The following is a 13,711-nucleotide window of genomic DNA, read 5'->3' as shown; positions in this document are numbered from 1 at the left end:
TGTATTACTATTAATAATACAGTTAATACAGTTGAGGAATGGTGGTGGGAGAAGCATGCTCGAATTGGATATGAGAAGCGGCAGGCCGATCTACGAACAGCTCGTGTACCAGTTCAAACGTCTGATTATCGAAGGAGTGATGGAAGTGGATGAAAAACTCCCATCGGTTCGTGACCTCGCCGGTGAGCTTACGGTGAACCCTAATACGATTCAGAAAGCGTATCGGGAACTCGAGGCACAGGGATATATTTATTCCGTAAAAGGGCGGGGAAGTTTCGTCCAGCAAAGAGCAGACGAAAGCAGCACAATGAAAGTGAAGGAACTCAAAGAAAAGACGATCCCTATGCTGAGAGAAGCTTTTTATTTGGGGATGACAGAAGCGGAACTCGAAGAAATCATCCGCGAGGCGCGGGGAGGGTCGAATGATGATTGAAGCAGCGAATATCAGGAAGAAATTCCAGGCGGAAACTGTGATCGAAGATGTCAGTCTATCCGTAAGAAAAGGGTCTGTGTATGGTTTGCTCGGATCAAACGGAGCCGGAAAGACGACATTGCTGCGGATGCTGGCGGGGATTCTGAAGGCGAATCGTGGATCTGTACATATCGACGGCCAGCCCGTGTTTGAAAACAATGCAGTGAAAGAAAGAGTGATTTTTCTTCAGGACGATCTCTATTTCTTCTCACAATACACACCGAAGCAGATGGCCGCTTTTTATAAAGAGACCTACGCTTCCTGGGATGAAGAGCGATATACCTCTTTGAAACAGATGCTTGGGCTTGATGAAAATAAAAAAATCAATAAATTATCCAAAGGGATGAAGCGGCAGGTGGCTTTCTGGCTTGCATTGTCCTCCAAACCGGACGTGATGATCCTTGACGAGCCGTTCGACGGACTGGATGCTGTCGTCAGGAAAACGATAAAATCGATGATGCTTCAGGATGTGGCGGAACGGGAGATGACAGTCATCATTTCTTCGCATAATTTGAAAGAAGTGGAGGACATCTGCGACTATATCGGTATTCTCCATAAAGGGACGATCCTGCTTGAAAGGGACATCGATGATCTGAAAGAAGAATTCCATAAAGTGCAGGTAGCTTTCCGGAAAGGAAAGGAACCGGTGACGGATTCCCTATCTCTTGTACATAAGGAGAAACGGGGGAGTGTATATATTTATATCCTGCGAGGAAACAAAGAAGAAATCGAAGACCATTTCCTTTCCCAGGAACCGGTCGTCTTCGATCAGCTCACGCTGACATTGGAGGAAATATTTATCTATGAGATGAGGAGGGTCGGATATGCGGAAGAAGACATTATTTAAAGCGGAACTTCTGAAACAGGTTCTGCGTCAGACGGGTTGGGTGAGCATCGCTTATTTCATCGCCCTGTTCTTCATCTTGCCTTTTCAGGTGCTTCGTCGTACAGGGGAGGATGGTATCGGGTATCCGGTCTATCCTGAAAGTTTGCCGGAAGGGATGAACCCGCTCTTCGATTATGGGTACGGGCTGCAATACCCGTTCGTGCTGCTCGCTCCTTTGCTGATGGGCATTTTCCTGTTCCGTTATCTGCAGAATAAAGGCTACAGTGATTTTCTTCACAGCCTTCCCATGAAGCGGGTCCAGCTGTTTCTTATACATATAGGCACAGGAGTCCTCCTTCTCGCCGTGCCCCTGCTGCTGAACGCTCTTCTTCTGGGACTGCTGCTTACGACCGGAGATGCGACTATTCTATATGAATGGAATGATATCGGAGAATGGACGGGTGTACTTCTCCTCTTCAGTCTCCTGATTTATTCCGTTTCCGTGTTCGTCGGGATGCTGACAGGGATGTCCCTCCTCCAGGGAATCGTAGCGTTCATTTTCCTGGTACTTCCGGAAGCACTGATGACGCTCGTGACCTCCAATCTCGTCTTTTACTTCGAAGGGTTCACTCCCTCGTATTACATGAGTGCATTCAGTCAGGAGTATTCGCCGGTGATCCAGATGTTCTCCGCAAATCTCGGCTCGGTGCCGGGGATGGTACTGATGTTTTACGGAATAGCGACTTTGCTGTTTTTGCTAGGTGCTTATTCCTTATACAGAATCCGGCCTCTCGAAATGGCGGGGCAGGCTGTTTCTTTTCCGAAAGCGGCACCGGTGTTTCAGTACCTTATCATTTTCTGCTTCATGCTGGTCGGAGGAATCTTCTTCGCAAGCGGTCCATGGGACACGTGGGAATGGCTGATTTTCGGTTATGTCGTCGGTTCCCTGTTCGGCTTCCTGGTTACAGAGATGCTGCTTGAGAAGACGTGGCGTATCTTTTCTCTCCGGACTATAAGGAATTACGTCGTGTTCGCCGGTATAAGTGCCATCGTCGTGTTCGTTGTGCAGCTCGATCTCTTCGGGTATGAAGAGCGTCTTCCTGAACTGGAGGACATAGAGAGCGTATATATCGGAGATCACAACTACCGGAGCACTTCCTCAGCGACGATGGGGGAAAACATGACCGAAACGGAAAATATTCTCCGAGTGATGAATGTGCATAAATATCTGGTCGAGCATACGTCCGGAAATAAGGAAGGACGGTCCCTGTTTCTCGAATATGAACTCGAAGACGGAGAGAGAGTGGCCAGATCTTATGTTCTTCCGCCTGGATTCAACAGGGAGGACTATCTGCAAGAAGTGTATGAGTCGAGGGAGTACAAGGAAATGAGTTCCCCGATATTCCGCACCGGCCCTGAAGACGTAAAGAGTGTCGAGTTCCATGGAGGAGAGGGAACTTCATACGAAATATCAGACGCTGCTGAAATAGAAGCGTTTTATGAACATATGAGAGAAGACATCTATAGCCGTTCCTATAGTCAGATGACGTCCCCGAGACTTCTCGGGAGTGATGTGATCCTTCACATGAAAGGGACGGGACTTTCCGCGCAAGCGGACACCGAACGATTCCAGGTCTCGTTGTATGATGAAAATACCGCGGCATGGATGAAGGAAGAAGGATTCTATGATCAGGTCTTCACCGATATAGAGGATGTGGAAGAGTTGAAGATTGTTACGTTCGATCAGGTTCCGGAGGGGGATTACTACGAAGAATTCAGAACCAGGGCAGACGACGGAGAAGGGGTGGAGACGATATCAGATCCGGATGAGATACGTGAAATCCTCAGCTCCTCCCTGTTTCCGGCTCCGGCGGAACGGATGGTAGGAATCTACTTCAAGCAGTCGCAGAGCTACCCGATGGATATATATGGATTGGAAGAATGAAAAGAGACCCGTACTCGTGCATCTACATGAGTACGGGTCTTCCTTATTCAGGCGAACAGAATCGATCCGGCTGCGACACCGATTAACACGACGGCCCAGGCTGATACTTTGAAAAAGTGCAGCAGGGCAAACAATACGGCGGCAAGACCGAAAGCGGCGTTCGATGTGATCGCGCTTGTAAGGACAGGGTCGTAAAAAGCGGCAAGTAAGATGCCGACGACACTGGCGTTTACACCCATAAGCACTCCCTGGAATCCCGGACGGCTTCTCAGTTCACTGAGGAACGGAAGCGCAGCGATCAGGAACAGGAACGACGGAAGGAAGATGGCGATTGTAGCCACCAGAGCTCCGCTCAATCCTTCGATCATCGTTCCGAGATAACTCGAGAACGTGAATAGCGGACCTGGAACAGCCTGAGCCATCCCGTACCCTGCGAGGAACTGATCAGCGTTCAGCCATCCGGAAGGTACGACCTCTCTCTCGAGCATCGGCAATACGACGTGTCCTCCACCGAATACTAAGGAACCGACGCGGAAGAACGTGTCGAAAATCTGCATGAGAATGTGGTCGGTCTGACGTGCCAGAATCGGCAACAGTACCAATAAGCTTCCAAGGATTGCGAGGGATACGGCACCCGCTTTTTTGGAAAAAGTGATCGGGAATGGTTCGGCATTCGTGTCGGCGATTTTTTCAAAAAGGAACTTTCCGGCGATCCCGGCAGCCCCGATTACAGCAAGCTGCATCCAGGCTGACGGAAAGAGCAGCATGATAAAGGCGGCAATCAGCGCTATCGTAATTCTGTTCTTATCAGGCGTCAGTTTTTTCCCTAGGCCGATCAACGCATGCAGAACGACCGCTGCCGCTACCACTTTCAGGCTGAAAATGAATGGAGCATCCGCCAGGTTAAAACTTTGATAGAGTAGAGCAAACAGAATCAACACGGCAACAGACGGCAACGTGAACCCGAGCCAGCTGATGATTCCACCCAGCAGTCCGCCTCTCAGCATCCCGATGGAAATCCCGACCTGACTGGAGGCAGGACCGGGAAGGAACTGGCACAAGGCTATGATATCTGCGTATGTCTTATCATCGAGCCATTTCCTCCGGTCGATGTATTCATCTTTGAAATAAGCAAGGTGAGCGACTGGTCCTCCGAATGAGGTGAGTCCGAGCTTCGTTGATGCTTTCAGGATTTCAAGCAGTGATCCTTTCCTTTCACTCATGTATCTTCCCCCTCTAATACTTCATTCGCCAGTTCTACAATCTGGCGTTTTCCTTCTTCTAATACTTCGATTCCTTTGTCTGTAATCGTGTAGTACTTCCTTACTTTGCCCCCTACGGTCTGTTCGTATTTCTCCAGGAGCCCTTCTTCATGCAAGGCGTTCAACGTCGGGTAAAGGGTGCCAGGGCTAACGGTATATCCATGCGACTCCAATTCTTCCATCATGAACGCTCCGTAAATGGGCTCTTCTTTGGCGTGATGGAGGATATGGATTTTAATCGTGCCGAGAAAGAAATCTCTGAGCAAGGGTAGCACTCCTTTCATTATCAATATCCGATATCAATATACGATATCAGGACAACCCCGTCAATATTGTAAAATCTTAAGATTTTGTTTAGAATTGAAAATAGTTATCAATTAGTATCGGAGGCGTTGACAGAATGAGAGATGTAATCGTGATTGGTGGAGGAACGAGCGGTCTCTATGCCGCTTATTATAGTCGCATGAGAGACCTGGATACGCTCGTACTCGAGTACCACGAGGAAACGGGGGGCAAGGCGAAAGTTTTCTACCCGGAAAAAGAACTGTATGATGTCCCGGGATTCAGTGGCATCACCGGGGAGGACTTTGTGTATGAAGCGCAGAAACAGACGGATCTGCTTTCGCCGGACATAGAAACGGGAGTGGTCGTCGAAGGAGTGGAAGAAACAGAAGATTTCGTAACGGTGAAGACCGACAAAGGGGATTACACGGTGGCTTCTGTCATTCTCGCTTCCGGTCTCGGAGCCTACGATATGGTCCCGCTTCCGCTTGAGAAGAGAGAAGCGTTCGAGCCATACTCCATCCACTACACGCTTGAAAATAGAGACCACTTCAAAAATAAACGCGTGGCCGTGTATTCGAACTTCCGTATCGGGATTGACTGGGCGCTTACGCTTGAGAAAGAAGGGGCGACTGAGGTGTATCTGATCAATCGGGATGAAACGTTCCGCGCTGTATATGAACACGACGAAGACCAACTCGCCGCTTCTTCTGTTCAGGTCTTCCGCAACTCGGACATCGAAGATTTGGATGGCGAAAACGGAGCCCTTTCTGAAATCCACCTTTCGAACGGGGAAACGATAGAGGTGGATCACTTGCTTGTCTACGAAGGTGTCAACATAGGGAAGAGTTTCTACAAAGACTGGGGCCTCGACGTAGAGAAGGGGCGTGTCGTTGTAGATACGGAAATGAAGACGAGCAAACCACGCGTCTTTGCCTGTGGGGACGCTGCTTATTACCCTGGGAAAACGATGCTGCTCGCCTCGGGGATGTCGGAAGCGATGACAGCTGTGAACAGTGTGAAACAGCTCCTGGTACCGAAGGCCCCGCCGCAAATTTACAGCACCGTCGTTTATAAGCACGACAAACCCGGAGAGGAGAAAGAGCAATGACTTCGATTTGCCTTGTACGACATGGAGAAACGGATTGGAACAAACAGGGGAAACTGCAGGGTGGGACAGACATCCCGCTGAATGATACAGGGATTAAGCAGGCAGAGTTGTGCCGTGACTACCTGGCGGAAGACAGTTGGGATGCTGTTGTGGCAAGTCCTCTCGAGCGGGCGAAGCATACGGCGGATATTATCCGCGAAAGGCACGGCCTGTCCGTTGCCCTGATGGATGAATTCAAAGAACGTCATTTCGGAAAAGGGGAAGGCATGACCGAGGAAGAAAGGAGAGCTTCGTATCCCGATAAACAATATCCCGGTCAGGAGCCGAAGGAAGCATTTATAGAAAGGGTGATGGCTGGCATCGACCGTATCATAGAAGAGTATACGGACGAGCATGTGCTGCTTGTTGCGCATGGAGCGGTCATCAATGCGATTCTGACGGAGATCTCCGGTGGTAAGGTAGGGGCGGACCGATTCAAACTTTTGAATGGATGTCTCAACAATATCGAATTCAGGAAAGACTCCTGGACCATCCACGACTACAATCAGGTCACCCACCTTTCTTGAAACAGAATTTTAAAAAATCAAAGAAAAACACTTCGCTTTCCGCGGGCACGGCCTCAGCTAACTTGATCAAGAACGCCTCTTGATCAAGTGGATTTTCACCTCGCGCTGTTCCCGCAGGAGTCTCAGTGTTTTTCTTTGATATGAATTCATAGATTTTCCTATATCATACGGCTATTCGATGTATCCGGGCTTCCTATGAATAGTGTTTACCCATAGTTCTGCTGGTGTTCTTTTTTCATTTGTAAGTATTCTTCATCTTCACGGACTTTTATCCACTTCTCTTCAAAAATACGAGCGGACTCCGCTTTTTCTTCATCGATGTCTCTGTCATTGACGTTGCCGTCTTCGTCGTATTTCTTCCCGCCTTTGTAATTGGCGTAGCGCCTTGAACGCGTATACCCCATCTGCAGGAACTTCCTCGCCATATCCATGCCTACGAAATCTTCTTTCTTTTTATAGTCGAGGTACATATCATAAATAGCTTCTGACGATTCTTCAGCGATCTCCGGCGTCTTGAATCGCCAGTGCGGCAATATTTCACTCTTATATGGTTCGACGAGAAGCACGCCTTGCTCACCTTTTCCGACCTGATACTTCTCCGGATGTTTCCGGAAGTCCGTGTTATCGTAATCCTGATCGTAGTCAAAGCTCACTGTCGGTCACTCCAAACATGTTCAGGTTAAGGGCCTGGGATAAAGATTTGACTAGCGCGCCCCCGGCTGTACTGTTTCCTTTGTTATCGATGGCCGGAGCGACGATGCCGATGCCCATGCGTCCCGGGACCGCTCCGATAATCGTTCCGGAGACCCCGCTCTTAAGAGGAAATCCTGCTTCTACAGCAAATTGCCCGGAGGAATTATACATTCCGGACGTCAGCATGATCGATTTCACGGTCCTTAAATGATCCGGGGGAATGAGGCGCTTGTTCGTTTCCGGTTCGCGGCCTCCATTCGCAAGAAAGTAACCGACTCTTGCGAAGTCATCGGTACACATCATGACCGCATTCGTGCGGAAGTAGAAATCGAGTGCTTCTTCCGGGTCCATGATCATGGCTCCGGTGCTCTGCATGAAATAGGCGAGAGAACGATTCCGTGCGCCGTTCGCCTGCTCTGCTTTGTAGACGTCTTCGCTCATTACCAGGTCAGGATTCCCGGTGATCTTTTTCATAAAGTCCATGTATCGCTCGAAACGTTCCTCCACGTTCCCGCCTTTGATGAGGGCGGAAGTGGCGATGGCTCCTGCGTTCACCATCGGGTTGAAAGGCTTGTCGATGTTGTGCTTCTCGAGTTGGCTGATGGAGTTGAAGAAATCTCCCATCGGTTCCATACCTACCATTTCGAACACCCGGTCTTTGCCGAAGTCATTGAGCGCAAGCATCAGTGTGACGATCTTGGCAGTGCTCTGCATCGGGACGTACATCCCTTGCTCACCGGCGTGGTAACAGTGGTCACCGGTCCAGATCGTGACTCCGAGGATATCTTTCTTCGTTTCATCATAATAAGGGATGACAGGTCTCACTTTCCCTTCTGAGGCATAGGGGAGACTGTCTTCCACAAGTTCTTCCAATAATTTTTCACTCAACTGTTTCACGGGCGACTCCTCCTTTTCCCTTAGTTGTACCCCAAACAATGGGTTGTCACGCTTTCTGTATGCATGGCTTTTTTACAGAATAGCGGATATTTTTTCGTGGAATAGAAATAATTGATGATAATACGAAAAAAATTGAAACAGACGGTTGACTTTCGTGTTACTATAAGAAAGTATAGAGTATACGTAAATTCTGAGACAGGAAGAGTACGCTCTTTGACCATCTTCAGAGAATCACCGGCAGCTGAAAGGTGACCGTTGGAGAAGAGGGGAAGATCATCCTGTAGAAGCGTCGTTGAAAACAGTAGACGACGACGGGTTCCGGCGTCCGTTATACGCGCTGATCAAAGTTGCCGCATCTATGCGGAATTTGGGTGGTACCGCGGAAATGACTCCGTCCCTTTTTTAAGGGGCGGTTTTTTTATATTCAAAAAGCGTTTCAAAATACATTACGTGAGGTGAAGAAGGAATGCGTAAAGTCAATACGAAAGAAGTGGCTGTTGAGCGTGAGAATCGCGTCAAAGGTTACTGGCAGGAACAAGACGTATTTAACCGTTCCATGGAAGAAAGGGAAGGGAACGAAACGTTCGTTTTCTATGAAGGACCTCCGACAGCGAATGGTCTTCCACACGCAGGCCATGTGCTTGGTCGTGTGATCAAGGATTTCGTCGGTCGTTACAAAACGATGAACGGGTACCAGGTACTCCGTAAAGGTGGCTGGGATACACATGGACTTCCGGTCGAGATCGAAGTGGAGAAACAGCTCGGAATTTCCGGTAAGCAGGAAATCGAAGAGTACGGCGTAGAGAAGTTCATCGAACAATGTAAGAAGAGTGTGTTCGAGTATGAGAAGCAGTGGCGTGAGTTCACTGAGTCCATCGGGTACTGGCTGGATATGGATAACCCGTATGTGACGCTTGAGGATAATTATATCGAAAGTGAATGGTATATCCTTTCCGATCTGCATAAGCGCGGTCTTCTCTCGAAAGGGCACCGGGTCACTCCTTACTGCCCGAGCTGTCAGACGACATTGAGCTCTCACGAAGTGGCTCAGGGCTATGAAGATGTGAAAGACTTGTCCGCTACAGCGAAGTTCAAAGTGAAAGGCGCAGAGAACGAATTTTTCCTCGGTTGGACGACGACTCCTTGGACACTCCCTGCGAACGTAGCGCTGGCTGTGCATCCGGAGCTCGACTATATCAAGGCGAAGCAGAACGGAGAAGTGTTCATCGTAGCGAAAGACCTTGCTGAAACGGTTATGGGAGAAGAGTACGAAACGGTTTCTGAGCACAAGGGAAGCGAGTTCGTCGGTGTCGATTACGATGCACCGTTCCCGTTCGTAAAGCCGGAACGTGGTCATACGGTCGTTTCCGCCGACTTCGTAAACGCAGACAGTGGTACAGGTGTCGTTCATATCGCACCTGCTTACGGGGAAGATGACTACAACCTTGTACAGGAAAATAATCTGACGTTCTTTAACGTTGTAGATGAAGCGGGCCGTTATACGTCTGACATTCCTCTATTCGAAGGGCGTTTCGTCAAAGATTGTGACGTAGATATCGTGAAATATCTTTCCGATGAAGGGCTTCTTTTCCATAAAGAGAAATATGAGCACAGCTATCCTCACTGCTGGCGTTGTGACACGCCACTTCTTTACTATGCAATCGAGAGCTGGTTCATCAAGACGACGGAAATGAAAGACAAATTCATCGAAAACAACCAAAAAGTCGAATGGCACCCGGACCATATCAAAGACGGACGTTTCGGTAACTTCCTCGATAATATGGTGGACTGGAACATCGGCCGTAACCGTTTCTGGGGAACGCCGCTGAACGTCTGGGTATGTAATGACTGTGGTCATCAGCATGCGCCCGAGAGCAAGTCGGATCTTCTTGCGAAAGCGAATGGAAACCATGACGATGTAGAACTTCATAAACCTTACGTCGATCGTATCCAGCTTTCCTGCGATGAGTGTGGAGGAACGATGGACCGTGTACCGGAAGTCATCGACGTATGGTTCGACAGTGGTTCGATGCCATTTTCCCAATACCACTATCCGTTCGAGAACAAAGAAATGTTCGATAAGCAGTTCCCTGCAGATGTCATCTGTGAAGGAATCGACCAGACACGTGGCTGGTTCTACAGTCTGATGGCAGTATCCACGATGTTCACAGGGAAAGCACCTTACAAGCGCGTCCTTTCTACAGGCCACATCCTGGATGAGCACGGCAGAAAGATGTCGAAGAGTAAAGGGAACGCGCTTCACCCGATGGATCTTGTGAACAAATTCGGAGCGGATGCGTTCCGTTGGGCGCTTCTTGCAGATAGTGCTCCTTGGAACAATAAGCGTTTCTCGGAACGTGTCGTTTCGGAAGCGAAGTCGAAAGTCATCGATACTCTTGTGAATACGCACGGGTTCTTCACGCTTTATGCGGATATCGACAACTACGAATACGACCCGAATGACACAGGGGAGAGAACGCTTCTCGACCGCTGGATTCTATCCCGCGTGAATACCGTTGCAGAAAAAGTAAGAGTTTCTCTTGATGATTATGATTTCACCAAAGCGGCGAAAGAAATCGAGAAATTGGTGGATGAAGTGAGTAACTGGTATATCCGTCGTTCCCGTAACCGCTTCTGGGAAAGCGGCATGAGCGAATCGAAGAAGGCTGCGTATTCGACATTGAGAGAAGTACTGGTGGATGTGAGTCGTCTGCTTGCTCCGTACACGCCTTTCGTTGCGGATGATATTCATCAGAACCTTACAGGGGAAAGCGTCCACCTCGTGGGATTCCCGGTACGTGACGAGAATCTTGTGGATGAACAGCTGGAGACGGATATGGATGCAGTGCTGCAGGTTGTGGAACTGGCGCGTGGCGTCCGTAACACCGAAGCGATCAAGACGAAGCAGCCGTTGTCTGAGCTGACGGTAATCCCGGTCAACCAGGATCGCGGAGCGGCACTGAAAGAATATCGCTCCATCATCGCAGAAGAGATCAACGTCAAAGAAGTCGTCGTGAAAGAATCTTCCGATGATCTCGTGCGTTACGAAGTGAAGCTGAACTTCCGTGCCGCCGGTCCGAAGCTCGGCAAAAACGTAAGCACGGTGAAGAAGTACCTTGATTCCATCTCGGATGAACAGGCGGCTGACATCGTTGCTCAGGAAAAAGCGGTCGTTCCAGCAGACGACGGAGATATCGAAGTGCCGATGGACCTTCTCGTAGTGGAGCGTGTAGCAGATAGTGGACTATCTATGGGATCCAACCAGGAATTCCACGTCGTACTGGATACGACCATGACAGAAGAACTTCGTCTTGAAGGTCTTGCCCGTGAAGTGATCCGTGTCATCCAGGACGTACGGAAACAGAAGGATCTACCTATCGACCTTCGTGTAGATATCACGCTATCCGGTGACGACGAAGTGACGAAAGCTGTAGAAGCCAACGAGAAAGTCATCCGTGACAACGTACTCGTGAATGAGTTGAAAGTGGAAGACGCGGGTGACATGGAATCCTTCGAAGTGAGTGACCATGAACTGAAACTGGTTATTCATGAGTAAGTAGAAAAGCGGAAGCACCCCGCTTAGAAACCTCAGTCATAAGAAGATCGGTCAGACGAAAGGTGTCCTTTCTCTGATCCGAGCTTCTTATGGCTCGGGTTTCTGGGTGCTGCAGCTAGACACGAAAAGCGGAGAAGGCCGTTTAGAAGTTCTAACATAAGTGGGCGGCTCTGGCTTCGGGCGTACTTTCCCGAAACAGAGGTGACCACTTATGTTATGGACTTCTGGTCTTCGTAGCTGGACACGAAAAGTGGAGAAGACCTCATTTGTGAGCTACGGACAGAAGGTTATAAGGCATGAAATAAATGGATTATCTGAAAACCACCTCATATCTTTAGCTATGAGATGGTTTCGTTCAAGACTTATCCTGAAACGGCCTTATACCGAAAAATATGAGGTAGTTTTTCAGGATTTCAGTTTAAAATCGTCGGATAACATGCTTGCTCTGCTCTTAGGAATGCTGATAACCTAATCATCTATTCAAAACAACAAAGCGCCTGCTCATGCAACTATTGCATGAGCAGGCGCTTTTTAGTGTAAACTCTGAATTGCAGGTATTCATTTTTTTGTACACCATTGTTATGATAAAGAAAGATTAGGAAGAGGGAAATGCGAACACTACTTCCTTTTCCTTCTCTGAACTTCCATGACGTAACGATCCAGGGTTTGGCTCGTATGAATGGTATCCTGATGATTGAGCCCGTAAGTGGTACCGAAGTCGACCATCCGGTTTTTGAGCTGCTGAATGGTTTTCTCTAGTTCTTCATTGGAAAGTTTGGATAGGTCTGCATGTTCATCAGTCAAAACGTAGCTCCTTTACAAATTGAAGTTAGAAAAACGATGGTAAGGGTACCTATTATTATAATTGCAGAATAATCAAAATGAATGTTCCTATATAGAAACATACGTCGAAGAAAGGGCGAGGACGGAATGAAAAAAAGAAAATGGTTGGCCACACTGAGAAAATTGAACGGTCTGACGCAACACCAGATAGCCAAAAAAGCGTACTTGGACCGATCGTATTATGCTCAAATTGAGAATGGCATCAAACACCCGAGTACAGAAATTGCAAAAAAACTTGCAGAAGTGCTGGGTTTTCACTATTCGATCTTTGAACTCGAGGCCAGCCCATTTTCTGTGGCTCTTGAGAATTCCCCGATGATTATTGCCCACTGTGATAAGGAAGTAAGATACACCTGGATTTTCAACCCTCATCAGGATTTCGATATGGCCGCAAGCATCGGAAAGACAGACACGGAAATACGAGATAACGAGGGGACGAGAGCTCTCGAGGAAATGAAAAGAGAAGTGATAGCCACGGAGCAAACGATGCGGAAAGAAATCGCGTTTCCCATGGCCGTCGGGAAAGTCAGCTACGATGTATTCTGTCATCCCCTTTATAATGAAAACAATGAACTGATCGGCGCCGCCAGTGCTTCTACAGCTATACACGTACCGACAGAAAATTGAACTACCCCCACCTACGCATTCGCTAAGAGGTAGGGGATTCTTAGAACCTCCGTTCTATCGAACAGATGCCGCCTAAGCGAACCCCGGCGTCCCACCGGTTAGAGTTTGAAGGCGGATCGCTTCCGCCTCGATGTTCCTGCTTGCGTTCAGGTCCCGATCATGATGTGTCGCACAGGAAGGACATGTCCATGTCCGGAGACCAAGATCTTTGACTGCTTTGTTCCGATAGCCGCAACAGGAACATAATTGACTGGAAGGAAACATTCTTCCCACGACGACGAGGTGTTTCCCGTACCACTTCGCTTTGTAGGCAAGCATGTCACGGAAGGTGGACCAGCTCACGTCGCTGATGGCTCTGGCCAGGTGCTTGTCTTTCACCATGCTGCTTACCTGCAGGTCTTCGATCCCGATCACGTCGTGGTTTTTGACGATGTCGGTACTGAACTTGTGCAGGACATCGGTGCGGATGTTTTTGATTTTTTCATGGATACGAGCGACCTTCCGTCGTTGTTTCTGGTAGTTCTTCGCTTCATGCAGGGGCTTTCCGTCTTTCTTTGCCCGTTCATAGCGTCTGGACAATTTCTTCTGCGCCTTTTCCAGTTTCATCTCCAACGATCTGAAGACATGGGGG

At 48.6% G+C, this 13,711-nt stretch carries 13 protein-coding genes and 1 other annotated feature; of the genes, 7 read left to right on the top strand and 6 right to left on the bottom strand.

Going from position 1 to position 13,711, the window contains the following annotated elements; genetic code table 11:
• The first annotated feature begins 55 nt into the window (after positions 1-55).
• From BLQ44_RS16065 to BLQ44_RS16055, 3 genes are read left to right on the top strand one after another with little or no spacing between them, the layout of a single operon-like run.
• Complete coding sequence (locus tag BLQ44_RS16065) at positions 56-433, top strand: GntR family transcriptional regulator (RefSeq protein WP_093194898.1); 378 nt, start codon at positions 56-58, stop codon at positions 431-433.
• The gene (locus BLQ44_RS16060) at positions 426-1,319 is read left to right on the top strand and encodes an ABC transporter ATP-binding protein (RefSeq protein ID WP_093194897.1); all 894 of its coding nucleotides are present in this window, start codon (positions 426-428) and stop codon (positions 1,317-1,319) included. The genes BLQ44_RS16065 and BLQ44_RS16060 overlap by 8 nt, the downstream gene beginning before the upstream one ends.
• On the top strand, positions 1,297-3,243 hold the full coding sequence (locus BLQ44_RS16055; RefSeq protein WP_093194896.1) for a DUF6449 domain-containing protein: 1,947 nt from the start codon (positions 1,297-1,299) through the stop codon (positions 3,241-3,243). Before BLQ44_RS16060 ends, BLQ44_RS16055 begins: the two co-directional genes overlap by 23 nt.
• Positions 3,244-3,290: 47 nt before the next feature.
• Here BLQ44_RS16055 and chrA read toward each other — a convergent pair whose 3' ends face one another.
• The gene (gene chrA, locus BLQ44_RS16050) at positions 3,291-4,466 is read right to left on the bottom strand and encodes a chromate efflux transporter (protein ID WP_093194895.1); all 1,176 of its coding nucleotides are present in this window, start codon (positions 4,464-4,466) and stop codon (positions 3,291-3,293) included.
• Positions 4,463-4,771, bottom strand: coding sequence for a PadR family transcriptional regulator (locus BLQ44_RS16045; RefSeq protein ID WP_245688183.1), 309 nt, complete (start codon positions 4,769-4,771; stop codon positions 4,463-4,465). The genes chrA and BLQ44_RS16045 overlap by 4 nt, the downstream gene beginning before the upstream one ends.
• Before the next feature lie 134 nt (positions 4,772-4,905).
• Here BLQ44_RS16045 and BLQ44_RS16040 point away from each other — a divergent pair, with 134 nt between their 5' ends.
• Positions 4,906-5,898, top strand: coding sequence for an NAD(P)/FAD-dependent oxidoreductase (locus BLQ44_RS16040; RefSeq protein ID WP_093194893.1), 993 nt, complete (start codon positions 4,906-4,908; stop codon positions 5,896-5,898).
• Positions 5,895-6,464 carry a histidine phosphatase family protein gene (locus BLQ44_RS16035; RefSeq protein WP_093194892.1) on the top strand — a complete coding sequence of 190 codons (570 nt, stop codon included), beginning with the start codon at positions 5,895-5,897 and terminating at the stop codon, positions 6,462-6,464. The genes BLQ44_RS16040 and BLQ44_RS16035 overlap by 4 nt, the downstream gene beginning before the upstream one ends.
• Before the next feature lie 206 nt (positions 6,465-6,670).
• Here the strand turns inward: BLQ44_RS16035 and BLQ44_RS16030 are convergent, their stop codons facing one another.
• Complete coding sequence (locus BLQ44_RS16030; RefSeq protein WP_093194891.1) at positions 6,671-7,117, bottom strand: DUF4385 domain-containing protein; 447 nt, start codon at positions 7,115-7,117, stop codon at positions 6,671-6,673.
• Positions 7,107-8,054, bottom strand: coding sequence for a glutaminase A (gene glsA / locus BLQ44_RS16025; protein WP_093194890.1), 948 nt, complete (start codon positions 8,052-8,054; stop codon positions 7,107-7,109). The genes BLQ44_RS16030 and glsA overlap by 11 nt, the downstream gene beginning before the upstream one ends.
• Positions 8,055-8,237: 183 nt before the next feature.
• Positions 8,238-8,456: a binding site (T-box leader), on the top strand.
• Positions 8,457-8,520: 64 nt separating this feature from the next.
• On the opposite strand from glsA, the gene ileS reads away from it, so the two are divergent.
• The gene (gene ileS / locus BLQ44_RS16020) at positions 8,521-11,610 is read left to right on the top strand and encodes an isoleucine--tRNA ligase (protein WP_093194889.1); all 3,090 of its coding nucleotides are present in this window, start codon (positions 8,521-8,523) and stop codon (positions 11,608-11,610) included.
• 618 nt (positions 11,611-12,228) lie between these two features.
• Here the strand turns inward: ileS and BLQ44_RS16755 are convergent.
• A complete protein-coding gene (locus tag BLQ44_RS16755; RefSeq protein ID WP_093194887.1) occupies positions 12,229-12,414 on the bottom strand; it encodes a Spo0E family sporulation regulatory protein-aspartic acid phosphatase in 186 nt (61 codons plus the stop codon).
• Positions 12,415-12,540: 126 nt separating this feature from the next.
• Here BLQ44_RS16755 and BLQ44_RS16005 point away from each other — a divergent pair, with 126 nt between their 5' ends.
• A complete protein-coding gene (locus BLQ44_RS16005) occupies positions 12,541-13,080 on the top strand; it encodes a helix-turn-helix domain-containing protein (RefSeq protein WP_093194886.1) in 540 nt (179 codons plus the stop codon).
• 72 nt (positions 13,081-13,152) lie between these two features.
• Here BLQ44_RS16005 and BLQ44_RS16000 read toward each other — a convergent pair.
• Positions 13,153-13,711, bottom strand: a 559-nt coding sequence (locus BLQ44_RS16000) for an RNA-guided endonuclease TnpB family protein (RefSeq protein WP_143004734.1), incomplete at its 5' end; no start/stop codon positions are given.

Origin of the sequence: Salimicrobium halophilum (assembly GCF_900100295.1) — a bacterium.
Classification (GTDB): Bacteria; Bacillota; Bacilli; order Bacillales; family Halobacillaceae; genus Salimicrobium; species Salimicrobium halophilum.
Note: the sequence above shows the minus strand (reverse complement) of the source record. Positions and strands in the feature narration are given on the sequence as shown.

Bases quoted from the DNA above. Each gene is read 5' to 3' on its own strand.
- BLQ44_RS16065 (WP_093194898.1), top strand. From the start codon at position 56: ATGCTCGAATTGGATATGAGAAGCGGCAGGCCGATCTACGAACAGCTC.
- BLQ44_RS16060 (WP_093194897.1), top strand. From the start codon at position 426: ATGATTGAAGCAGCGAATATCAGGAAGAAATTCCAGGCGGAAACTGTG.
- BLQ44_RS16055 (WP_093194896.1), top strand. From the start codon at position 1,297: ATGCGGAAGAAGACATTATTTAAAGCGGAACTTCTGAAACAGGTTCTG.
- chrA (WP_093194895.1), bottom strand. From the start codon at position 4,466: ATGAGTGAAAGGAAAGGATCACTGCTTGAAATCCTGAAAGCATCAACG.
- BLQ44_RS16040 (WP_093194893.1), top strand. From the start codon at position 4,906: ATGAGAGATGTAATCGTGATTGGTGGAGGAACGAGCGGTCTCTATGCC.
- BLQ44_RS16035 (WP_093194892.1), top strand. From the start codon at position 5,895: ATGACTTCGATTTGCCTTGTACGACATGGAGAAACGGATTGGAACAAA.
- ileS (WP_093194889.1), top strand. From the start codon at position 8,521: ATGCGTAAAGTCAATACGAAAGAAGTGGCTGTTGAGCGTGAGAATCGC.
- BLQ44_RS16005 (WP_093194886.1), top strand. From the start codon at position 12,541: ATGAAAAAAAGAAAATGGTTGGCCACACTGAGAAAATTGAACGGTCTG.